Genomic DNA, 21,812 nt, shown 5'->3' with positions numbered 1-21,812 from the left:
GGCTTTTCTATTGCTGCTGCACTTTCCGGTAATGTCAGACGCTTACCGGATCGAGCAAAGACTTACGCGAAGTTCTTTTCCGCGAAGTCCCAGTTTGCGATGTTCCAGAATGCTTCGACGAACTTCGGACGTGCGTTGCGGTAGTCGATGTAGTACGCGTGTTCCCACACGTCGATCGTCAGCAGCGCCTTTGCGTCGGTCGTCAGCGGCGTCGCAGCGTTGCTGGTCGACACCAGATCCAGCGAGCCGTCTGCCTTCTTCACGAGCCATGCCCAGCCCGAGCCGAACGTGCCGACTGCCGTCTTCGTGAATTCTTCCTTGAATTTGTCGAAGGAACCCCACTTCGCGTTGATCGCGTCAGCGAGTGCGCCCTTCGGTGCACCGCCACCTTGCGGCGACAGGCTGTTCCAGAAGAACGTGTGATTCCAGATTTGCGCGGAGTTGTTGAAGATACCGCCCGACGACTTCGTGACGATCTCTTCCAGCGACAGGTTCTCGAACTCCGTGCCCTTGATCAGATTGTTCAGGTTGGTCACATAGGTCTGGTGGTGCTTGCCGTAGTGAAACTCGAGCGTCTCTTCCGACATGTGCGGAACGAGGGCGTTCTTTGCGAACGGCAGCGGCGGGAGCGTATGTTCCATGGTGCTATTCCTTTCTATCTGTATCTGTTTATGGGGAGTCTGCGGATAACGCTGCGGGAGCACTCGATTGTAGGCGAGTTGGAATAACCCCGCAAACGCAAGCCCTTTATGGCCTTCATTGCAAAAACGCGCTGCGCGGGCAGCGTAATTAATGCTCGCGCAGCATCGTTTCAGCTGTCATACGAAGGTCAAAAGTACTGTGGCAAACCGCTTTCAAAAACCATCTGTAAGACGCGGCTGCACATCCGACAACGCGATATCCGCCGAGCCTTCGGCGAGGTGAACGGTCATGCGGCGGCCCGGTTTCAATGCCGATGGCGCACGCACTGCACGCCCGCTTTGCGCATCGAGCAAGGCCGCATAGCCGCGTTCGAGCGTGCGTTGCGGACTCAGCACGTCGAGCCGCGCGGCAAGCGTTTCCACGCGCGCAACGTGTCTTTCATGCTGACGCAACAATGCGCGTTCGAGCCGCTCGGCGAGGCCGTTCACCTGCGCGCGATGCTGCGACAGATCGGGACGCCAGCGTTCCCAGCGCATCTGCACGAGCGCAAAACGTCCGCGCGCATCGCGCACAGGCCGCGCGCCCGCCGACGCCAGCCGCACGCTCAATTGCTGCAGATGCGTGCGCTGCCGCGCGAGCCGTTCAGCCGGCGAGACGAGACGGCGCGCGAGCCAGTCGAGCTGCTGCGCGCGCCGCTCCATCATGCGTCCGAAACCGCGCGCCAGTGCGGCATGCCGTTGATCGAGATCGCGCAGCAGCAGCACGCGCTGCGGGCTGACGAGTTCGGCGGCGCCCGTGGGCGTTGGCGCGCGAACGTCGGCGGCGAAGGCGGCGATCGTGAAGGCGGTTTCGTGACCGACGCCGCTCACGACGGGCACCTCGCTCGACGCAATCGCGCGCGCCAGCACTTCTTCATTGAAGGCCCACAGATCTTCGATCGAACCACCGCCACGGCACACGATCAGCACGTCCACTTCACGGCGCCGGTTGGCCGCCTCGACCATTGCCGCGAGTTTCGCGCTGACGCCCGCACCCTGCACAGGCGCGGGATACACGATCACGGGAATATGCGGCGCACGCCGTGCAAGCGTGGTCAGCACGTCGCGCAGCGCCGCCGCCTGCAACGACGTGACGATGCCGATCGCGCGAGGATGGGCGGGCAACGCGCGCTTGCGCTCAGGGTCGAACAGGCCTTCGGCTTCGAGTTGCGCCTTGAGCCGCAGGAACGCTTCATACAGGCGCCCCTGGCCCGTACGGCGCACGGCTTCGACATTCAGCTGCAACTCGCCGCGCGGTTCGTACATCGTGACGAGCGCGCGCACTTCGATCTTGTCGCCTTCGCGCGGCGTGAACTCCGCGTGCTGTGCGCGGCCGCGGAACATCACGCAGCGCATCTGCGCCTGGGCGTCCTTGATCGAGAAGTACCAGTGGCCGCTCGCGGCACGCGTGAAATTCGACACTTCGCCGGATACCCACACGAGTGGAAACGAGCGTTCGAGCATCGTGCCGATTGCACGGTTGAGCACCGAGACGGGAACGACGGCATCGCCGCCTGCGCCCGCGGACGACGAGAAAGGACTTTCGGAATTCATGCGAGGAATGGTGTGGACAGGCCGGACAGACGATAGACCGATCGGCCAGCCAGGTCCAGTGCGGTCTAAACACCGTTAGCCGGATTGTTAAAAGTGTCCACATGTCGGGAGCAGCCTGGAAGACTGTCTCAAAACGGCTCCAGAGCCCACTTAAAACCATTTAACCCATTGATTTATATGCGTTTTTTATCATCAAAAAGTTCCCGACCACCGAGCAGATGCTTGTGCGGCGGCCTTTCCGACAAATTGCAAGGCACGTTCTCCACAAAGTTATCCACAGGCTATGGATAAAGCATCGACCGCGTGCGACCCGCGCGTCGACGCCTTTCAGACTTGCAGGCCACGCCGCCCGCGCGCTAGAGTGCCGGGTTCTGGCGGAATCTGTCGGTCATGACGAAAGTGTGTGAGCCAGCAGTTTTCGCCGCGCATTCTGGTTCCGTCTGCTGTCCTTTTCGCAATTTCGCCGTTTCGCCGTTGTCCGCGTTGCGTGGTTCGCGTGGTCTTTCACAACCGTCGGTGCAACCGACCTCCCCGGAGATAGCTGCCGATGTTCGCCCTGTCCGTCCTGACTGACGCGCCGCGCAAGCCGGCCGCCACCTGCCGATGAGCGAACGCGCTTCCAGCCTCGAAGCGCGCATCACGCGCGAGTGGCAACAGCGCGGCCCGATCGCGTGGGCGCTGACGCCGCTCGCGTGCGTATTCGGCGCGGTCGCGCTGGCGCGCCGCGCAGCGTTCAAGGCTGGCTGGCTGAAGTCGGTGCGAATTCGCGTGCCGGTGGTCGTGGTGGGTAACGTGACTGTCGGCGGCACCGGCAAGACGCCGCCCGTGATCGCGCTGGTGCAGGCGCTGCGCAGCGCGGGTTTCACGCCGGGCGTGGTGTCGCGGGGTGATGGCGCGAAGGTCACACTGCCCACACTTGTCACGCCGACCTCGAAGGCCTCCCAGGCCGGCGACGAGCCGCTGCTGATCGCCCGCCGCACGGGCGCGCCCGTGTTCGTGTGCCCCGATCGCGTCGCGGCGGCCGAAGCGCTGTGCAAGACACATCGCGATGTCGATGTGATCGTCAGCGACGACGGGTTGCAGCACTATCGGCTGGAGCGCGATGCGGAGATCGTCGTGTTCGATCACCGGTTGGGCGGCAATGGCTTTCTGCTGCCGGCTGGTCCGTTGCGCGAACCGCTCTCGCGCAAGCGCGATGCGACGCTGATCAACAATCCGTATGACCGCGCGCTGCCGCCTTGGCCGAACACCTTCTCGCTCGAGCTGGCGCCCGGCGATGCATGGCATCTCGACAATCCGCGCCTGCGCCGTCCGCTCGCGCAGTTCGCCGGCGAGCGCGTGCTCGCGGCAGCGGGCATCGGCGCACCCGAGCGCTTCTTTGCGACGCTGCGCGCGGCGGGCCTCTCGCCGCAGACGCGCGCACTGCCCGATCATTACGCGTTCAGCACGAATCCATTCGTCGACGTGGACGCCGACGCGATCCTGATCACCGAAAAGGATGCGGTAAAATTGGGGTCCTGGCATGACGCGCGGCTCTGGGTCGTCCCCGTCGAAGCCACGCTCGATCATCGCCTCATTGCACTCGTTGTGGAGAAAGTCCGTGGACGCTCGCCTGCTTGAAATTCTCGTATGCCCGATCTGCAAGGGCCCGCTCAGCTACGACCGCGCCGCTCAGGAGTTGATCTGCAACGCAGACAAGCTCGCGTATCCGATCCGCGACGGCATTCCCGTGATGCTGGTCGACGAAGCGCGGCAAACGGTCGAAGGCACGCCTGTCGATCTCAATCCCGGCTCGGTTGCCTGACCCGGCTGCCTGAGCGTATGCGCGTGATCACGCATCGTTCGCGCGATGCAGACGCGCCCTCGACTGGATCCGCACATCGCGCCGCCGTGAAGGCGGCGCGTTTCTCTCGGCCCTCGTACTGCCTGACGTCACGTTTCCGATGAACCACACCCAGTCCACTCCGCCCTTCATCGCCGTCGTGCCGGCGCGGCTCGCATCGACGCGTCTGCCGAACAAGCCGCTCGCCGATATCGGCGGCAAGCCGATGGTCGTGCGCGTAGCGGAACGCGCGCTCGAATCGGGCGCGCAGCAGGTGCTGGTCGCCACCGACGCGCAATCCGTGTTCGACGTCGCGCGCGCACATGGTATCGACGCGATGATGACGCGCGCCGATCATCCGTCGGGTACCGACCGTCTCGCGGAAGTCGCCGCACATTACGGCTGGGCCGACGACACCATCGTCGTCAACGTGCAAGGCGATGAGCCTTTGATCGATCCTGCGCTGGTGCGCGGCGTAGCGTCGCACCTCGCGGCGACGCAAGGCGCTGCGATCGCCACAGCCGCGCATCCCATCCAAGAGCCGGCGGAAGTGTTCAATCCGAACGTCGTCAAGGTCGTGCTGGATGCGCGCGGCGTAGCGCTGTACTTCTCGCGCGCGCCGATTCCATGGGCTCGCGACGCTTACCAGCCGCACTGGCCGAATGTCGCGCAGATGCCCGCTCCGCCTGCACCCGCTGCTGTCTACCGGCATATTGGGCTGTATGCGTATCGTGCGAAGTTCCTCCGTACTTACCCGAGTCTGTCGATCTCGCCGATCGAGCAGGCCGAAGCGCTCGAACAGTTGCGTGCAATGTGGCACGGCGAGCGCATCGCCGTGCTCGTCACGCACGACGCGCCGCTGCCGGGCGTCGACACACCTGACGATCTGGCCCGTGTACAGGCGTTTTTCGGGTCGCCAGCGTAAAAAGCCATGGCATAATCGATCGTTCGCGCGATTCACCCGGTATCGATGCGCCTTGATCGATATCATCATTCGCCCGTTTTTTAATCCGCCTGTTTTGCCGTTTGCTTTGCAGCGCCGTTCACGACGTGCAGCGCGAAGCTGGCAGCGAAAAGCTGCCCGGCCTGACAGCGGCAACCAAGAATCAAGAGCGTCGATCGCGGCATGCATCCAATGCAACGCGGCACGCCAGACAGAATTGACATAGATCTGGAGATATCAAATGCGTTTGATCCTGTTGGGCGCTCCTGGCGCGGGCAAGGGCACCCAGGCCAACTTCATCAAGGAAAAGTTCGGCATTCCGCAAATCTCGACGGGCGACATGCTGCGTGCGGCGGTGAAGGCGGGCACACCGCTCGGCATCGAAGCCAAGCGCTACATGGATGCGGGCGAACTCGTCACGGATGAACTCATCATCAATCTCGTGAAAGAGCGTCTGCAAGATTGCGACTGCGACAACGGCTATCTGTTCGACGGTTTCCCGCGCACCATTCCGCAAGCGGAAGCGATGAAGCAGGCAGGCGTCGCCATCGATTTCGTGCTCGAAATCGATGTTCCGTTCGACGAGATCATCACGCGTATGAGCGGGCGTCGCATGCATCCGGCTTCGGGCCGCACGTATCACGTCAAGTTCAATCCGCCGAAGGTCGAAGGTATCGACGACATCACGGGTGAGCCGCTGATCCAGCGCGACGACGACAAGGAAGAGACGGTGAAGAAGCGTCTCGATGTGTATGTGTCGCAGACCAAGCCGCTGATCGATTACTACAACGGCTGGGCGCAGAACGGCGATGCATCGACGCCGCTGAAGGCGCCGCAATACCGCCGCATCTCGGGCCTCGGCTCGGTCGATGAAATTCGTGCACGCGTGTTCGACGCGCTGAAGTAAGCAAGCGTATCCGCATGCAGCACATGAAAACCCGCCTTTCACGGCGGGTTTTTTATTTGGCGCGATGCTTTCGACGTTGCGGCCGGGTGTTCATTCGGAGCACTGAGCGGCATGCATCGACCAACGATACGGGCGCGCTCTGCGTTGCGCCCTGCCCGGTTTGACGCATGAGACCGAGCCGTTAAAATCATTCAGCGACAACTATTCCAACGATGCGATTCACGCGTCCAATCAAGGAGAAGACATGGATATCAAGGACAACGTGTTCCTCGTCACGGGCGGCGCGTCCGGACTCGGCGCGGCAACGGCCCGCCTCTTCGCGCAGCACGGCGGCAAGGTCGTGCTCGCGGACCTGAACCACGACGCCGGCACGGCACTCGCGCAGGAACTCGGCGGCGTGTTCGTCAAATGCGACGTGAGCCGCGAAGACGATGGCGCACTCGCCGTCGAAGCCGCGACGAAGCTCGGCAACTTGCGCGGTCTCGTGAATTGCGCGGGCGTCGCGCCGGCGATGAAGACCGTCGGCAAGGACGGCCCGCATCCCCTGCACTCGTTTGCACGCACGGTGTCGATCAACCTCGTCGGCACCTTCAACATGATCCGTCTCGCCGCCGCCGAAATGGCGAAGCTCGAACCGAACGCACTCGGCGAGCGCGGCGTAATCGTCAATACGGCCTCCGTCGCCGCCTTCGACGGGCAGATCGGACAGGCGGCTTATGCGGCATCGAAAGCAGGCGTTGCCGGCATGACGTTGCCGATCGCGCGCGATCTGTCGCGCAACGCAATCCGCGTGATGACGATTGCACCCGGCATCTTCGAAACGCCGATGCTGCTTGGCATGCCGCAGGAAGTGCAGGATGCGCTCGGCGCGATGGTGCCGTTCCCGCCGCGCCTCGGCAAGCCGGACGAATATGCAATGCTCGTCAAGCAGATCTTCGATAACCCGATGCTCAACGGCGAAGTGATCCGTCTCGACGGCGCGATCCGCATGCAGCCGAAGTAAGCGCATTCGTCTGCCGGCACGCCGAAATGAAAAACGCCTGCGTAGTGATCTACGCAGGCGTTTTTATCTGAAGCGAAGCTTCGAAACGATCAATCGTGATCGTCATGTTGCGTGCGCTGCCGCAACTCGTGCAATTGCGATTCGACGACGGTCGCATCGTCGGCATCAGGACGGTCGCCAAGATAACGTTCGAGATCTTCGAGCGCAGGCCGCAGGTAATCGAGCCGCGCATACGCGAAGCCGCGATCGCGCACTTCTTCGATGCTCTCCGGCAGCAGGATCACGAGACGCTGCTGCACGGCAAGCAGGCGCTGCCAGCGTTCGGTCTGCAGATACGTCGCCTTCAGATTGCGCAGCATGCGCGCGACGATCTCGCGGCGTGTTGCCGGTTGCAGCAGCATTCGCAGCGCGCGGCTGATCGATTCACCCGCCTTTGCCACGTACGGCTCGAGCATCTCGACCATCTCGGCTTCCGATAGCGGACGGCCCGTAGTCGGGTCGATCATCGCGTCGCCTTCCGGCAACGTGACGCGCAGCAGAAAGTGCCCCGGGAACGACACGCCGCGTACGGGAATGTCCACCTGCGACGCCATCTCCAGATACAGCACCGCCAGCGAAATCGGAATGCCGCGGCGGCGCTTGAGCACCATGTTCAGATGGCTATTGTCCGGGTCGTAATAATCGTTGACGTTCGCGGCGAAACCCAGCTCGCGAAAGAAGTAACGATTCAGAATGCCGACGCGCTGTTGAATATCGGCGTCGTCCGGAATGCGGCGCTTGACACGCAGCGTAAGCTCATCGATCTCGGCGAGCACGGATTGCAGATCGAGATCAGGGTAGGCGTCCTGCGCGAGCGACAGCGCCGCTTCCGTGAGCGGAAGCCCATCGTCCTCGGCGACGAGCGCACTGAAATAATCGAGAACCCGGGTCATCGTGATCACTTCACTCGCCTTCTGAAATACGCGTATTTGAACCCCATCAGCCAGAGCATACCGAAATATAGCGCCGCGAACAGCACGAGGGACGCGGCGAGCAAGGCCATGCGCCGTACCGGTTCGGCGTGCATGCCGATCCAGTCGAAGCTGATTGCGAACCAGTGCATCACGCCCGACAGCACCAGGCACGCGCCGATCAGTTGCACGAAAAACACCGACCAGCCACGCGACGGCATATAGATGCCGCGCCGCCGCAAACCGATGAACAGGCACAACGCGTTCACGCAGGCGCCAAGCCCGATCGACAGCGTGAGGCCCGCGTGCGAGAAGATCGGCACGAATACGTAGTTGCTAAGCTGCGTGATGACCAGCACGAAAATGCCGATCTTCACCGGCGTCTTGATGTCCTGCTTCGCGTAGAAACCCGGCGCGAGGATCTTGATCAGGATGATGCCGATCAGCCCGATGCCGTACGCGGTCAGCGCGCGCCCCACCATTACGACAGCATTGCCGTCGAACTTGCCGTAGTGGAACAGCGTCGCTGTAAGCGGCTCGGCGAAGAAGAACAACGCGACGGCGCTCGGCGCGGCGAGCAGAAAGGTCACGCGCAAGCCCCAGTCGAGCAGCGATGAATATTCGTGCGGGTCGGCGTCGACGTGTGCTTTCGACAGGCTCGGCAGCAGGATCGTGCCGAGCGCGACGCCGAGCAGCGCGGTCGGGAATTCCATCAGGCGGTCGGCGTAGTTGATCCACGACACGGCGCCCGGCCCGATATGCGACGCGATATTCGTGTTGATGATCAGGCTGATCTGCGCGACGGAAACGGCGAACATGGCCGGCACCATCTTCGCGAGCACGCGTTTCACGCCGCGGTGCGCCAGCGCCTTGACCGGATTCAGCCCGATGCGCGGGATCATGTCGATCTTCTTGAGTCCCGGCAACTGCACGATGAACTGCGCGATGCCGCCCGCGATCACGGCCCACGCCAATGCGTACACGGGCACCTTCATCAGCGGCGCGACGAACACGGCCGCGATGATGAACGCGACGTTCAGCAGCACGGGCGCGAACGCGGGCAACGAGAAGTTCTTGTACGTGTTCAGCACGCCCGACGCCAGCGACGTCAGCGAGATAAACACAATGTAAGGAAACATGATCCGCGTCATCGACACGGCGAGCGTGAACGCCTGGCCGTCGCTGCGCAGGCCCGACGCGACCACCAGCACGACCCACGTCGCGCCCGCTACGCCAAGTAGCGACAGCACGGCGAGCGCCCAGGCGAGCACGGTCGATGTGGCATCGACCAGCGCCTTGGTCGCGTCATGGCCCTGCTGGTTCTTGAACTCGGCGAGGATCGGAACGAAGGCCTGCGAGAACGCGCCTTCGGCAGAGATGCGGCGCAGCAGGTTCGGAATGCGGAAGGCGACGTAGAACGCGTCGGTGTATTGGCTGGCGCCAAACGCGCGGGCGATCAGGGTCTCGCGGGCCAGTCCGGTCACGCGCGAAAGCAACGTGAAGCCGCTGACCGTCAGCAGGGCTCGGAATAGATTCATGGGGCGCTTATTATACGGGTGCGTCCAGGGCGCTCAGCATGTCAGGGGCACGATTCGTGGCAATTCGAAGCGTTTGGGACCGATTTGCAGCAAAGACGTTCGATTTGGGCACGAATTTGTGAGGAAATGTCTCGTCAGACCGGGCCTCTGCGGCTTGGATGTACTGGAAAGGCTTCCTTTCACCGTATTGCTCGCGCCAGCTTGCGTACAACGCGTCCCTGCTCAGCGGTTGCCACGTATCTGATTTTGTTGCTATAATCGCCGGTTTCGAAGCTCGCTAACCGTTCTGCCTCGCTTAACATGAGCCAAAACGAGCGGGATTCCACGTAGTTTCGTTTGTCTATTTGCGCCCTTGAGCAATCGCTCTCAAGGGTTCGATCTAAAAGCAGCGCCTGCCCTTCATCTGAAAGCAGGTACTGGAAACAGGAACAGGATAAGGAACCGTCATGGCTAATACCGCACAAGCACGCAAGCGCGCCCGCCAAGCCGCCAAGGCAAACTCGCACAACTCGGCGCTGCGCTCGAAGTACCGCACGGCTGTCAAGGCTGTCCGCAAGGCAATCGAAGCCGGCGACGCAGCGCAAGCCGCTGAAATCTTCAAGGCATCGGCGAAGACGCTGGACATCATTGCCGACAAGAAAATCGTTCACAAGAACAAGGCAGCTCGCCATAAGAGCCGCCTCGCTGCAGCCGTCAAGGGTCTGCAAGCGCCCGCAGCGCAGTAAATTTACGAATCCGGCAGCTCGCTCGCGCGGGCTGCTTCCTGTTTCCGCTGCGCATGAAAGCCCGCTTTTGCGGGCTTTTTTGTTGTCTGCGCTCACCCCTTCTCAAGCGGCAGGGCGCAAAAAAACCCGCCGATGCGGGTTCTATTGTCTTCGTACCGGCTTGCGTCGCCTTACCGGGGCTTGCGCGCCTCATGCTCCGGCGGCAGCTCGCACGCTTCGGTGACGAGCAGATCGTTGTCTTTCGCGAAGTTCATCACGAAGTCGAAGGCCATCGGCTCGATATCGCGCAAACGCGAATCCAGAATCACGACCTTCAGATCGCCGATCAGCGTAGGGCGAACGTAATGAGAATACTGAAGACGGGCATTCGGCCCTTTCGCGCCCGGACCGTAACACGACATCACGCCCGCCAGCCGCTCCGACCAGTCGCTCGGACGAAACTTTCGCCCGCTCGACGTGATGCCTTGAATGAAATATTCGGTTGGGGGTGTGTCGGCCATGTACGAAACCCTGTGTGACTGCCCAGCGATCTGCCGGTAAAGAGCCCGCGAAGGATGTTGCCTGAAATGCTGTGTGAAACGCTACTTGAGCACGTCTCGCGGCGACGCGAACCAGCAGCGAGAGCACGCTGTTCGCATGCCACGGCAAGCCAGCGAAGGCACCTCGGACAGCAGCTCTGATGACACACACATGACGCTGATTGCAAGCGCCTGGGAATGCGCGAAAGCCGTGTCCTGCAAGCGTGGAGCCTGCCCGCCGGGCTTTGAGAAAACTTTGAGATTATAGCGCAGCAAGGGTTTTTCCGCACCGCACACAGGCACCCTGGAACAGTCCTTTGCAGGTTCCGCTAAGTGGGACATACCTTTTGGCCGACTCGTCAAAACATTCAAAATCCTTTATGCTGGACTGAGTTACCACAAACAACGGCGGCCCAGTCCGGCAACTCTGCCCGGCTGAATCCGCCGTATTTGTTTCATGACCGCCAAGAAAATCCGCCACTATCTGCAGTTCAACGATTTCTCGCTGGAAGACTACGAGTACGTGCTCGAACGCGCGCGCATCCTGAAGCGCAAGTTCAAGAACTACGAGACGTATCATCCGCTGCACGACCGCACGCTTGCGATGATCTTCGAGAAAAACTCGACGCGCACGCGCCTGTCGTTCGAAGCGGGCATTTTCCAGCTCGGCGGTCACGCCGTCTTCATGAGCACGCGCGATACGCAACTGGGCCGCGGCGAGCCGATCGAAGACGCAGCGCAGGTGATCTCGCGGATGGTCGACATCATCATGATCCGCACGTTCGGCCAGGACATCATTCAACGTTTTGCTGAAAACTCGCGCGTACCCGTCATCAACGGTCTGACGAACGAGTATCACCCGTGCCAGGTGCTGGCCGACATCTTCACGTACTACGAGCATCGCGGGCCGATTCGCGGCAAGACGGTCGCGTGGGTCGGCGATGCGAACAACATGCTGTACACGTGGATCGAAGCCGCGCAGATTCTCGGCTTCAAACTGCGCCTGTCCACGCCGCCGGGCTACAAGCTCGACCGTGCGCTGGTCGCGGACGAAAGCGCACCCTTCTTCGAAGAATTCGACGATCCGAACGAAGCCTGCAAGGGCGCCGATCTCGTCACCACGGACGTCTGGACCAGCATGGGTTTCGAGGCCGAAAACGAAGCGCGCAAGAAGGCGTTCGCCGACTGGTGCGTCGATGCCGACATGATGTCGCGTGCGAACAGCGACGCCCTCTTCATGCACTGCCTGCCCGCACATCGTGGCGAGGAAGTGAGCGCGGAAGTGATCGACGGGCCGCAGAGCGTCGTGTGGGACGAAGCGGAAAACCGTCTGCATGTGCAGAAGGCGCTGATGGAATTCCTGCTGCTCGGCAAGCTGAATCACTGAGCTTCGCAGCAAAGCGATCAAACGAAAACGCCGGCTTCGAGCCGGCGTTTTTTATGCTGAATACAGTCGTCTCACAGACAAACCGGCTCCGCCTCCAGATCCACACCGAAGCGCTGTGCGACGTCCTGCTGGATCGCGTTTGCAAGCGCCAGCACTTCCGCCCCGCTCGCGCCGCCGCGATTCACGAGTACCAGAGCCTGCCGCTCATGCACGCCGGCAGCGCCCAGCGCACGGCCTTTCCAGCCGCATCGGTCGATCAGCCAGCCGGCTGCGAGCTTCACGCGCCCATCTGCCTGACGATATGAAACGAGTTCCGGCTCTTTCGCGAGCAACGCTTCAAACTGTGCCGCGTCCACGACAGGATTCTTGAAGAAGCTGCCCGCATTACCCAGCGCGAGCGGATCCGGCAGCTTTGCACGCCGCACGGCGACGACGGCATCGAAAATGGCTTGTGGCGTCGGCGTGACATCGCCGAGACCGACGGCGGCCAGTTCGCGTGCGATGTCCGCGTAACCTGCGCGCGGCACCCAGGCTTTCGGCAACCTGAACGTCACCGATACGATCACGAAGCGCTCGCGCCCTTCCCGCTTGAAGAAGCTGTCGCGATAGCCGAAGCGGCATGCATCGGCATCGAGTTCGACGGTTTCGCCCGTGGCAAGCTCGATCGCGCGCAACGACGCGAAGCGCTCGCACATTTCCAGCCCGTAAGCACCGATGTTCTGGATCGGCGCCGCGCCCACCGTGCCCGGAATCAGCGCGAGGTTTTCGAGGCCGGGCATGCCCTCTGCAAGCGTCCACGCGACGAACTCGTGCCAGTTCTCGCCGGCAGCCGCCTCGACGTACCACGCGTCATCGTCTTCGCGGACCAGCGTGCGGCCACGCAAGCCGATCAGCAGCACCAGGCCGTCGAAATCGCCCGTCAGCACGACGTTGCTCCCGCCGCCCAGCATGAGCCGCTTCTGGCCCGCGGCACGTGGATCGCGCACGGCGGCAAGCAGTTGCGCCTCGCTTTCGATACGGCATGCCAGCTTCGCCCGCACGTCAAAACCAAACGTGTTGTGCGGTTTCAGCGGGAAATCGGCGATAAACGGGAGTGGAACGATTTGCGACATCAGCAGTTCTGGCAAGCGCCCGATTCGGCCCGCGCGAAAGACGTAGCCCGCGCGAGTTTTGGGCAAAAGGGGAAGGCGTCGGTAAAATGACACCGGTCCGTGATTATAGCGAGTGCGTCGCGCGCAGCCTTGCGCGCCGCCCCGCGCCGAAATAAATGGGAGAAAGCAATGCCATCGTTTGACGTAGTCAGCGAAGCCAACATGATCGAAGTGAAGAACGCCATCGAGCAATCCAACAAGGAAATCTCGACGCGCTTCGACTTCAAAGGCTCGGACGCCCGCGTCGAGCAAAAGGAACGCGAACTGACCGCGTTCGCCGACGATGAATTCAAGCTCGGTCAGGTGAAGGACGTGCTGGTGTCGAAAATGGCGAAGCGCAACGTGGACGTGCGCTTCCTCGAGTACGGCAAGATCGAGAAGATCGGCGGCGACAAGGTCAAGCAGGTCGTCACCGTGAAGAAGGGTGTGTCGGGCGATCTGGCGAAGAAGATCGTCAGGCTTGTGAAAGACAGCAAGATCAAGGTTCAGGCGAGCATCCAGGGCGACGCGGTGCGCGTGACGGGCACCAAGCGCGACGATCTGCAAAGCGCGATCGCCATGCTGCGCAAGGACGTGACGGACACGCCGCTCGACTTCAACAACTTCCGCGATTGACAGGCGTGTGATGCGCGGCCCGTGCGGCGGCGCATGATGGCGCGGCGCGGCCTGCGAGACAGCGCGACACAAGGCTGCGTGCCGCCTGCCTCACGCTTACTGCTTGTTCGAAGCCTGCGCCTGCGCTTTCTTCTTGTCGCCGATGCGGCTTTCCTGCCCTGCCACCAGCTTCGCGATATTCGCGCGGTGACGCCAGATCAGCAGCGCGCTCATCGCGACGATCGCCACGGCAATCACGTTCGCGCCGAACAGAAAGCCGTCGAACAGCGGCGCGAAGATTGCCGCGCACAGCGCCGCCAGCGACGAGTATCGCGTGAAGAACGCGACGATCAGCCAGGTGGCCAGCGTCGCAATGCCGAGTATGGGGTTGATCGCCAGCAGCACGCCCGCTGCCGTCGCGACGCCCTTGCCGCCTTTGAAGCGGAAGAAAACCGGATACAGATGGCCGAGGAACACGGCGATCGCGGCAATCGCGACCGACGTATCGTCGAGGCCGAAGTTCGCCGAGAAATTCCCCGTCAGCCACACGGCCAGCCAGCCTTTGAAGGCGTCACCGATCAGCGTGAGGATGGCGGCTTTCTTGTTGCCGCTGCGCAGCACATTGGTCGCGCCGGGGTTCTTCGAGCCGTACGAGCGCGGATCGGCCAGTCCCATCGCTGCGCTGACGACCACGGCAAACGACACCGAGCCGATCAGATAAGCCACGACGGCGACAATCAGGTTTTCCATGTTGAAACTCTTATCAGTGTCCGAAAGCGTACCAGGCGACGCTGGTCTCCAGGCGCCGCATTTGCAAAATGTGCCGACGCAAACCACGCCGACGCAACGGCGCACATTCTACCGAACCCTCCACGCGCTTCCACAACCGCAAAAATCATTCGTCGATCGCGCATTCCACCGGCTTCGCGGCCAGCAGCGACATCACCACGCCAGGCGCGATGCTGACCAGAAAGCCGCGCCGCCCACCGTTGATATAGATAGTATCGAGTGCGAGTATGGTCGATTCGATGTAGACGGGCATCGCCTTCTTCGTGCCGAAAGGCGACGTGCCGCCGATCATGTAACCCGAATGCCGGCTCGCCACTTCCGGCTTGCACGGCTCGACGCGTTTTGCGCCGATCTGCCGCGCGAGGTTCTTGGTCGACACCGTGCGGTCGCCGTGCATCAGCACGATCAGCGGCTTGGCGTGCTCGTCTTCCATGACCAGCGTCTTGACCACATGATGCTCGTCGATACCAAGCTGCCGCGCCGATTCGCCCGTGCCGCCGTGGTCGACATAGTCGTACGGATGCTCGCCGAATTCGACCTTGTGACGACGCAGGAACTGCGTGGCAGGGGTTTCGGAAACGTGTCTGGATTTGCTCATCGGCGCATTGTAATGGCGGCACGAAACGCCGGCCATCGGCCGAACGGCCAATTGTGCGGACCTCGAGGCTGTGGCACGATCGTTCGAAACTGCTCTGGCGCGAGCGCATGCAACCGCCGCTTGTGTCGAGACCGTTCATGTAGGAGACACCGTTGAATCCAGCCCAGCTTCCGCATGACGGCGCGCACGAGATCGATGTTGCCACGTTGCTCGCCGCGCTCCCCGACCGTATCGCCGGTATTCCCCGGCTCATCGCCGCACGCGATCCGCAGCATACGGCGCTGATCGAAGACTCGCGGCGTCTGACGCGCGCGCAGCTCGTCGAAGCCGTCGATGCCGTCGCCGGGCAGCTCGCCGCGCAAGGCGTGCGCGCCGGCGACCGCGTGATGATCGTCGCGGAGAACAGCATCGTGCAGATCGTGCTGCTGTTCGCCGTCGCGCAACTCGACGCGTGGGCGCTGGTGTCGAACGCCCGGCTGTCGGCTGCCGAACTCGATGCGATCCGCGCGCACGCGCAGCCGCGTGTAGTCGCTTACGCGGTGGAAGCCTCGCCGGATGCCCGACAACACGCTGGGCGTCACGGCGCTCGACCGGCGCAGAGCATCGGGATCGACATCGGTGAATGGGCCTTTACGCTCGACGAAACCGCGCAAGTCGAACCCGTCGAACTCGCCAGCGACCGCCAGTGCGCCGCGCTGATCTACACGACAGGCACGACGGGCTCGCCGAAAGGCGTGATGCTGTCGCACCGCAACCTGCTTTTTATCGCGGCGATGTCGAGCACGCTAAGACGGGTCAACGCCGACGACGTGGTCTATGCGGTGCTGCCGATCTCGCACGTGTACGGCCTCGCGTCGGTGTGCCTCGGCAGCCTGTACGCGGGCGCGACGCTCAGGCTCGCGCCGCGCTATGCGCCGGACGCCGTGCGTCGCGCGCTGGCCGATGAAGGCGTGTCGATTTTCCAGGGCGTGCCCGCGATGCACGCCAAGCTACTCGAATACCTGCAGGCGCAGGGATTGCCGTGGTCCGCGCCGCGCTTGCGCTTCGCCTACTCCGGCGGCTCGCCGCTCGACGCCGCATTGAAGGCGCGCGTCGAAAGCGTGTACCGCGTCGTGCTTCACAACGGCTACGGCATGACCGAGAGCAGTCCCACCGTTTCTCAAACGATGCTCGAAGCACCGCGCGCCGACTGCTCCGTCGGCCAGGCCATACCGGGTATCGAAGTGCGTTTTGTCGGACTCGACGGTGTCGATGTCGCGCAAGGTGAAGTGGGCGAACTGTGGGTGCGCGGGCCGAACGTGATGCTTGGCTACTACCGCAATCCGCAGCAGACGCAGGCCGCCGTCACCGAAGATGGCTGGCTGAAAACGGGCGACCTCGCCCGCCAGGATGCCGACGGCGCGTTGCATATCGCCGGGCGCAGCAAGGAACTGATCATTCGCTCGGGCTTCAACGTGTACCCGGCCGAAGTCGAGCATGTGCTGAATGCGCATCCCGAGGTCGTGCAATCGGCGGTGATCGGCCGTGCCGTCGAAGGCAACGAGGAAGTCGTGGCATTCGTCGAACTGGCGGGCGGCGCACGTGTCACGCCCGCCGATCTCGCCGTGTGGTGCGAAGCGCGCCTTGCGCCATACAAACGGCCCGCCGAAATCAAGGTGCTTGCGGCGTTGCCGGCGGCATCGACGGGGAAGATTCTCAAGCACCGGCTGCGCGATCTCATCTGAGCCGCGCGCCGAACCGCGTGAACTCAGCCGCGTGAACTCAGCCGCGAGGATGATGCGCGGCGTGCAGCGTCTTCAGCCGCTCCCGGGCGACGTGCGTGTAGATCTGCGTGGTCGAGATATCCGTGTGGCCAAGCAGCAGCTGCACCACGCGCAAGTCCGCACCGTGGTTCAGCAGATGCGTCGCGAACGCATGGCGCAGCGTATGTGGCGACAGCGGCGCGTGCACATGCGCCGTCATCGCGTGGCGCTTGATGATGTTCCAGAACTGCTGGCGCGTCATGCCTTCGGCGCGCGAGGTGACGAATAGTGCATCGGTGGCACGCTGACCGAGCAGCGCCGGGCGCGACTCGCGCAGATAGCGTTCGATCCAGCCATGCGCTTCTTCGCCGAACGGAATCAGCCGCTCTTTCGAGCCCTTGCCCATCACGCGCACGACGCCTTCGTTCAGGCCCACTTCCACGGTTTTCAGCGTGACCAGTTCGCTGACGCGCAAGCCGCTCGCGTACATCAGTTCCAGCATGGTGCGGTCGCGCAGGCCCAGCGGCGTCGTCACATCGGGTGCGCCGAGTAGCGCTTCGACTTGCGCTTCCGTCAGCGTCGACGGAAAACGCGGCGCCTGCTTGGCCGAGCGGATGCGCAAGGTCGGGTCCGCCGACGCCCGATGCTCGCGCACCGCCCACGCGTAATAGCGGCGAAACACCGACAGGCGCCGGTTCGCCGAAGTCGACTTGTCGGCCGAGCGCACGACGCTGTAGGTGTTCAGATCGGCTTCGCTGGCGGTATCGAGCGATGCGTTGCGGGCGCTCGCGAGCCATTCGGAGAACAGCCGCAAGTCGCGGCGGTACGCGTCGAGCGTATTGCGCGCGAGGCCGTGCTCGAGCCATAGCGCGTCGCAGAAGGCGTCGATGGATGCGCCGCTCGTCAGCAGCAAGGGCGACGCGGGAAGCGCGTCTTCGGTCAGCACATCAGTCATGCCAGTCATGCCTGTCATACGTACGGGATGCCTTCGTGTTTGAGTAGCCAGCGTTTGACGTTGCGATAGTAGCCGTCGCCGCCCGTATGCGCAAAGCCGCCGATGCCGCTCGCGCCAACCACGCGAGGGCACGGAATCACGATCGGAAAGAAGTTCGAGCCGCACGCCTGGCCGACGGCACGCGGCATGCTGCCGATCTGCTTCGCCAGTTGCCCGTAGGTCAGCACGACGCCGGGCGGGATCTCGCTGATCGCTTGCCAGACGCGCCGCTGGAACGGCGTGCCGACATTGGCGAGCGGCAGGTCGAAACTCGCCGACGCCTGCTGCAGATAGCGTTCGATCTGCTCGACAGCCTGTTTCGCAAGGGGCGAATCGGGTTCGACGTTCGGCACCGAGTCGGGCAGATAGACGATCTCGCGCACAGTCTCGCCTTCGAGCCGCACGCCGACCTTGCCGAACGGCGCGTCGATCACTGCGTTGAACATGATGGCCTCACTCCTTTCGTGCTAACCGCGCTTAAACAACGTTCAACGTTCACGCTGCTTCCAGCGCCCACTCGACATGCTCGCGCACGAGTGGCGATGCATCACCGGCACGCTGGCGCAACGCATCGACGATAGCGGCGCGTGCCTCGACGGACACGGTATCAGGCGCGGCACGCAGCGCATTGCCCATGCCGACCGCGATATTACGCAGCCAGCATTCGTAGCCGATGCGCCGGATCGCGCTGCCTTGCATGCGCGTGTCGAAGTCCTCCGCACTCCATGCGAACAATTCGACCAGCGACGCCCGATCCAGTCCATGACGCACGTCGAAATCGGCAACGGGCGCGGCCTGCGCGAACTTGTTCCACGGACACACCAGCTGACAATCGTCGCAGCCATACACACGATTGCCGATCAGCGGCCGCAAGTCCTGGGGAATACTGCCCTTCAGTTCAATGGTCAGATAGGAGATGCAGCGGCGCGCATCGACCTGATAAGGCGCGACGATCGCGCCCGTCGGGCACGCGCCGATGCAGCGCGTGCAACTGCCGCAATGCGCGCCGGGCGTTTCGGGTGCTGTGTCGGGTGATGTTTCGGCGTCAGTCGGCAGCGGCAGATCGACGAAGATCTCGCCGAGGAAAAACAGCGAGCCGGCGTCCCGTTGCAGCAGCCACGTATGCTTGCCGCGCCAGCCTGTGCCCGCTTTTTGCGCCAGCTCGACTTCGAGCACGGGCGCGGAGTCGGTGAACACGCGGTAGCCGTACGGCCCGATCTCCGCTTCGATGCGTTCGGCCAGTTGCTGAAGGCGGTTGCGCATGACCTTGTGATAGTCGCGGCCACGCGCATAGATGGACACGACGGCGGCGGCCGGGTCTTCCAGACGCAGGCGTTCTTCGAGACGCCAGTCGTGCTGAACCTCGCCATCGACACTTTCATCGTCCTTTCCCGAACCCGACGACGCAGACAAATGTGAAGGCAGATAGGCCATGCGAACCGAGATCACGCGTCGCGTACCGGCCACAAGCTCGGCGGGCCGCGCACGTTTCATCCCATGTTTGGCCATATAATCCATCTCGCCGTGGCAACCCGCGTCGAGCCAGGCTGCAAGCCCCGCTTCGGCGTGCGACAGATCGATATCGCTGATGCCCACCGCGCCGAAGCCCAGTTCGCGTGCCCACTCACGGATACGCGAAGCAAGCGCAAGCAGTTGCGCTTCATCATGGTGACGCGTGACGGGTGCTTCACCATGCGGCGCTTCTGGCGTCGAAGGGGGATCGCACTGTGGGTCTCGATGTGGATCAGACACGGGATGCTGCTGGCCTTGGTTCATTACGCCATTTTACGAGAATGCCCGATCACACCGGTCCCGCGAATCGACCTTCTGCCCCTGTCCTGCTCGAGCGCCAGTTCACGCTCGCGGACGAGGCCGCGACCACGGCATTCGGCGAGCGCTTCGCGCATGCAATCCGGAGCGTGCGCAGCGAAGCCAACGCGACGGGCCATCAGCCATTCAACGGCCTCCAGGTACAGCTTCACGGCGACCTGGGCGCCGGCAAGACGACACTCGTGCGCGCCACGTTACGCGCGCTCGGACACTCGGGCCGCGTGCGCAGCCCAACCTATACGCTCGTCGAACCCTACACGGTGCCACTGCCCGATGGGGAACTTGAGCTGTATCACTTCGATCTCTACCGTTTCAACGATCCGGCCGAATGGGCCGATGCAGGCTTTCGCGAGTACTTCGACAGCGGCGCGGTCTGCCTTGTCGAATGGCCGCAGCGCGCAGGCACTCTGCTGGGTGTGCCGGATCTCGTTTTCTCGCTCGACGTCGACGGCGATGGCCGCCTGCTGGTCGCCCGGGCGTATAGCGAACCAGGAAAGGCATGTCTCGAAAGATGTTGATCAAACCGTTCCGCTCGATCGAATCGGCGGCCACCGCGACGCATAACTGGCGCCGCCGGCAGATTCTTCGCGCGGGTGCTTCCACGCTCGTGCTCGGGCTCGCGCCTCGCCTCGCGTTTGCGCAGTCGGTGCTCGGCGTGCGCGTGTGGCCCGCGCGCGACTACACCCGCGTGACCATCGAATCCGACCAGCCGCTGCAGAACACGCAGCAGCTGCTGCAGGGTCCCGACCGGCTGGTGGTCGATCTGAACGGACTCGATCTCGACCAGGCGCTGAAGGATCTCGTCTCGAAGATCGCGCCGAACGATCCACAGATTCAATCGGTGCGCGTCGGGCAATATCAGCCGCACGTGGTGCGGATGGTGTTCGACCTGAAGGGTTCGGTGAAGCCGCAGGTGTTCACGCTGACGCCCGTTGGCTCGTACAAGTACCGGCTGGTGTTCGACCTGTATCCCGCCGTGGCGCCCGATCCTTTGATGGATCTGCTCGCGCAGAGCGAACGCAAGCAACAGCAGTTGAACGAGACCGCCGCGCCGCCCGCCGCGACCTTGAGCGGCCCGACCACGCCGCCGGGCGACAACAGTGACGCGTTCTTCGAGAAGTATGCGCAGAACGGCGCGCCGTCGTCGGGCGCGCCCGTGCCGCACCCGCCTTTGCATACGGCGCCGGCGCCTACGCCGCACGTTCCGGCAAAGCCAGCGCCGACGCCCGCACCGCCCGTTATTGCGCGCAATAACGACAGCGACGGTGACGGCGACAGCGATAACAGCCCCGACGATTACAAGTTCACCAACCCGAAGAAGGGCAGCACGACGGTGCGCCTGCTCACGGTTGCGATCGATCCCGGCCACGGCGGCGAAGACCCAGGCGCGATTGGCGGCAGCGGCACGTACGAGCAGCACGTCGCGCTCGACATCGCGAAGAAGTTGCGCGCGAAGATCGACGCGCAGCCGAACATGCGCGCGATGATGACGCGCGACGCGGACTTCTTCGTGCCGCTGAACGTGCGCGTGCAGAAGGCGCGTCGCGTCGGTGCGGACCTCTTCGTGTCGATTCACGCCGATGCGTTCACCACGCCCGAGGCAAGCGGTTCTTCCGTGTTCGCGTTGTCGGAGCATGGCGCGTCGAGCGCGGCGGCGCGCTGGATGGCGAACAAGGAGAACTCGTCGGATCAGATTGGCGGCATCAACATCAAATCCGCCGATGCGAGCGTGAACCGCGCGTTGTTCGATATGTCGACGACGGCGCAGATTCGCGATTCGATGCGGTATGGGACCTTCGTGCTGAAGGAGATCGGCGGAATCAACCGGCTGCATAAGGGCTCGGTCGAGCAGGCCGGTTTTGCTGTGCTCAAGGCGCCCGATATTCCCTCTATCCTCGTCGAAACGGCTTTTATCAGCAATCCGGATGAGGAGCGCCGTTTGAACGACGACGCGTATCGAGACAAGATGGCCAGCGCCATCATGAGCGGTATCAAGCGTTATTTTGCGGCCAATCCGCCGTTGGCCAAGAACCGGATGACGTAAGCGTCTGGGCGTTTTTCTGTCTGCGACGCGGGCGCGCCGCCGC

At 62.9% G+C, this 21,812-nt stretch carries 22 protein-coding genes; 11 read left to right on the top strand and 11 right to left on the bottom strand.

The genetic code is table 11. The features are described 5' to 3' along the window. Window positions 1–62: 62 nt before the first annotated feature. The gene (locus tag DK391_RS27810) at window positions 63–641 is read right to left on the bottom strand and encodes a Fe-Mn family superoxide dismutase (protein ID WP_109481220.1); all 579 of its coding nucleotides are present in this window, start codon (window positions 639–641) and stop codon (window positions 63–65) included. 213 nt (window positions 642–854) lie between these two features. Then, window positions 855–2,234, bottom strand: coding sequence for an exodeoxyribonuclease VII large subunit (xseA, locus tag DK391_RS27805; RefSeq protein WP_109481219.1), 1,380 nt, complete (start codon window positions 2,232–2,234; stop codon window positions 855–857). A gap of 603 nt (window positions 2,235–2,837) precedes the next feature. Between xseA and lpxK the strand changes: the two genes are divergently transcribed. The 5 genes from lpxK (at window position 2,838) to DK391_RS27780 (ending at window position 6,909) form a co-directional block, all read left to right on the top strand. Continuing rightward, window positions 2,838–3,854 carry a tetraacyldisaccharide 4'-kinase gene (gene lpxK, locus DK391_RS27800; RefSeq protein ID WP_109481218.1) on the top strand — a complete coding sequence of 339 codons (1,017 nt, stop codon included), beginning with the start codon at window positions 2,838–2,840 and terminating at the stop codon, window positions 3,852–3,854. Next, the gene (locus DK391_RS27795; RefSeq protein WP_007180583.1) at window positions 3,835–4,038 is read left to right on the top strand and encodes a Trm112 family protein; all 204 of its coding nucleotides are present in this window, start codon (window positions 3,835–3,837) and stop codon (window positions 4,036–4,038) included. The genes lpxK and DK391_RS27795 overlap by 20 nt, the downstream gene beginning before the upstream one ends. A gap of 139 nt (window positions 4,039–4,177) precedes the next feature. Then, window positions 4,178–4,981 carry a 3-deoxy-manno-octulosonate cytidylyltransferase gene (gene kdsB, locus DK391_RS27790; protein ID WP_109481217.1) on the top strand — a complete coding sequence of 268 codons (804 nt, stop codon included), beginning with the start codon at window positions 4,178–4,180 and terminating at the stop codon, window positions 4,979–4,981. A gap of 259 nt (window positions 4,982–5,240) precedes the next feature. Beyond that, entirely contained in the window at window positions 5,241–5,906 is a 666-nt protein-coding gene (gene adk / locus DK391_RS27785; protein ID WP_109481216.1) for an adenylate kinase, read from the top strand. Between the two features lie 244 nt (window positions 5,907–6,150). Continuing rightward, complete coding sequence (locus DK391_RS27780; protein WP_109481215.1) at window positions 6,151–6,909, top strand: 3-hydroxyacyl-CoA dehydrogenase; 759 nt, start codon at window positions 6,151–6,153, stop codon at window positions 6,907–6,909. Window positions 6,910–6,998: 89 nt separating this feature from the next. Here DK391_RS27780 and DK391_RS27775 read toward each other — a convergent pair whose 3' ends face one another. Together DK391_RS27775 and murJ are read right to left on the bottom strand one after the other, a co-directional pair. Further along, window positions 6,999–7,841 (bottom strand): SirB1 family protein, encoded by an 843-nt coding sequence (locus DK391_RS27775; protein ID WP_109481239.1) that lies wholly within the window; start codon window positions 7,839–7,841, stop codon window positions 6,999–7,001. Between the two features lie 5 nt (window positions 7,842–7,846). After that, the gene (gene murJ / locus DK391_RS27770; protein ID WP_109481214.1) at window positions 7,847–9,397 is read right to left on the bottom strand and encodes a murein biosynthesis integral membrane protein MurJ; all 1,551 of its coding nucleotides are present in this window, start codon (window positions 9,395–9,397) and stop codon (window positions 7,847–7,849) included. Between the two features lie 446 nt (window positions 9,398–9,843). Between murJ and rpsT the strand changes: the two genes are divergently transcribed. Beyond that, window positions 9,844–10,122: a 30S ribosomal protein S20 gene (gene rpsT / locus DK391_RS27765; protein WP_007578853.1), complete on the top strand. Its 279-nt coding sequence runs from the start codon at window positions 9,844–9,846 to the stop codon at window positions 10,120–10,122. Window positions 10,123–10,292: 170 nt separating this feature from the next. On the opposite strand, the gene DK391_RS27760 is transcribed toward rpsT, so the two are convergent. Beyond that, window positions 10,293–10,622, bottom strand: a complete 330-nt coding sequence (locus DK391_RS27760; RefSeq protein WP_109481213.1) for a DUF3579 domain-containing protein — start codon at window positions 10,620–10,622, stop codon at window positions 10,293–10,295. A 475-nt stretch (window positions 10,623–11,097) separates the two neighbouring features. Here DK391_RS27760 and argF point away from each other — a divergent pair, with 475 nt between their 5' ends. After that, window positions 11,098–12,027, top strand: a complete 930-nt coding sequence (argF, locus tag DK391_RS27755; RefSeq protein ID WP_109481212.1) for an ornithine carbamoyltransferase — start codon at window positions 11,098–11,100, stop codon at window positions 12,025–12,027. Window positions 12,028–12,098: 71 nt separating this feature from the next. Here argF and murB read toward each other — a convergent pair whose 3' ends face one another. After that, complete coding sequence (gene murB / locus DK391_RS27750; RefSeq protein ID WP_109481238.1) at window positions 12,099–13,139, bottom strand: UDP-N-acetylmuramate dehydrogenase; 1,041 nt, start codon at window positions 13,137–13,139, stop codon at window positions 12,099–12,101. Window positions 13,140–13,307: 168 nt separating this feature from the next. Between murB and DK391_RS27745 the strand changes: the two genes are divergently transcribed. After that, window positions 13,308–13,793: a YajQ family cyclic di-GMP-binding protein gene (locus DK391_RS27745; protein WP_109481211.1), complete on the top strand. Its 486-nt coding sequence runs from the start codon at window positions 13,308–13,310 to the stop codon at window positions 13,791–13,793. 96 nt (window positions 13,794–13,889) lie between these two features. Here the strand turns inward: DK391_RS27745 and plsY are convergent, their stop codons facing one another. Together plsY and ybaK are read right to left on the bottom strand one after the other, a co-directional pair. Next, window positions 13,890–14,522, bottom strand: coding sequence for a glycerol-3-phosphate 1-O-acyltransferase PlsY (gene plsY / locus DK391_RS27740; protein ID WP_109481210.1), 633 nt, complete (start codon window positions 14,520–14,522; stop codon window positions 13,890–13,892). Between the two features lie 145 nt (window positions 14,523–14,667). After that, complete coding sequence (ybaK, locus tag DK391_RS27735; protein ID WP_109481236.1) at window positions 14,668–15,159, bottom strand: Cys-tRNA(Pro) deacylase; 492 nt, start codon at window positions 15,157–15,159, stop codon at window positions 14,668–14,670. A 152-nt stretch (window positions 15,160–15,311) separates the two neighbouring features. Between ybaK and DK391_RS27730 the strand changes: the two genes are divergently transcribed. Beyond that, window positions 15,312–16,883, top strand: coding sequence for an AMP-binding protein (locus tag DK391_RS27730; RefSeq protein ID WP_204117451.1), 1,572 nt, complete (start codon window positions 15,312–15,314; stop codon window positions 16,881–16,883). Window positions 16,884–16,920: 37 nt separating this feature from the next. Here the strand turns inward: DK391_RS27730 and xerD are convergent, their stop codons facing one another. The 3 genes from xerD to queG are packed head-to-tail and all read right to left on the bottom strand — an operon-like array spanning window position 16,921 to window position 19,671. Continuing rightward, the gene (gene xerD / locus DK391_RS27725) at window positions 16,921–17,856 is read right to left on the bottom strand and encodes a site-specific tyrosine recombinase XerD (protein WP_109481235.1); all 936 of its coding nucleotides are present in this window, start codon (window positions 17,854–17,856) and stop codon (window positions 16,921–16,923) included. 14 nt (window positions 17,857–17,870) lie between these two features. Next, entirely contained in the window at window positions 17,871–18,341 is a 471-nt protein-coding gene (locus DK391_RS27720) for a methylated-DNA--[protein]-cysteine S-methyltransferase (RefSeq protein WP_109481209.1), read from the bottom strand. 49 nt (window positions 18,342–18,390) lie between these two features. Next, the gene (queG, locus tag DK391_RS27715) at window positions 18,391–19,671 is read right to left on the bottom strand and encodes a tRNA epoxyqueuosine(34) reductase QueG (RefSeq protein ID WP_109481208.1); all 1,281 of its coding nucleotides are present in this window, start codon (window positions 19,669–19,671) and stop codon (window positions 18,391–18,393) included. Between the two features lie 17 nt (window positions 19,672–19,688). Here queG and tsaE point away from each other — a divergent pair, with 17 nt between their 5' ends. Together tsaE and DK391_RS27705 are read left to right on the top strand one after the other, a co-directional pair. Beyond that, on the top strand, window positions 19,689–20,243 hold the full coding sequence (tsaE, locus tag DK391_RS27710; protein ID WP_109481207.1) for a tRNA (adenosine(37)-N6)-threonylcarbamoyltransferase complex ATPase subunit type 1 TsaE: 555 nt from the start codon (window positions 19,689–19,691) through the stop codon (window positions 20,241–20,243). Beyond that, entirely contained in the window at window positions 20,225–21,769 is a 1,545-nt protein-coding gene (locus tag DK391_RS27705; RefSeq protein WP_109481206.1) for an N-acetylmuramoyl-L-alanine amidase, read from the top strand. The genes tsaE and DK391_RS27705 overlap by 19 nt, the downstream gene beginning before the upstream one ends. The last annotated feature ends 43 nt before the right edge of the window (window positions 21,770–21,812 follow it).

This window comes from Paraburkholderia sp. C35 (assembly GCF_003121405.1).
Lineage (GTDB): Bacteria > Pseudomonadota > Gammaproteobacteria > Burkholderiales > Burkholderiaceae > Paraburkholderia.
This window is presented reverse-complemented; position numbering and strand designations above follow the sequence as displayed.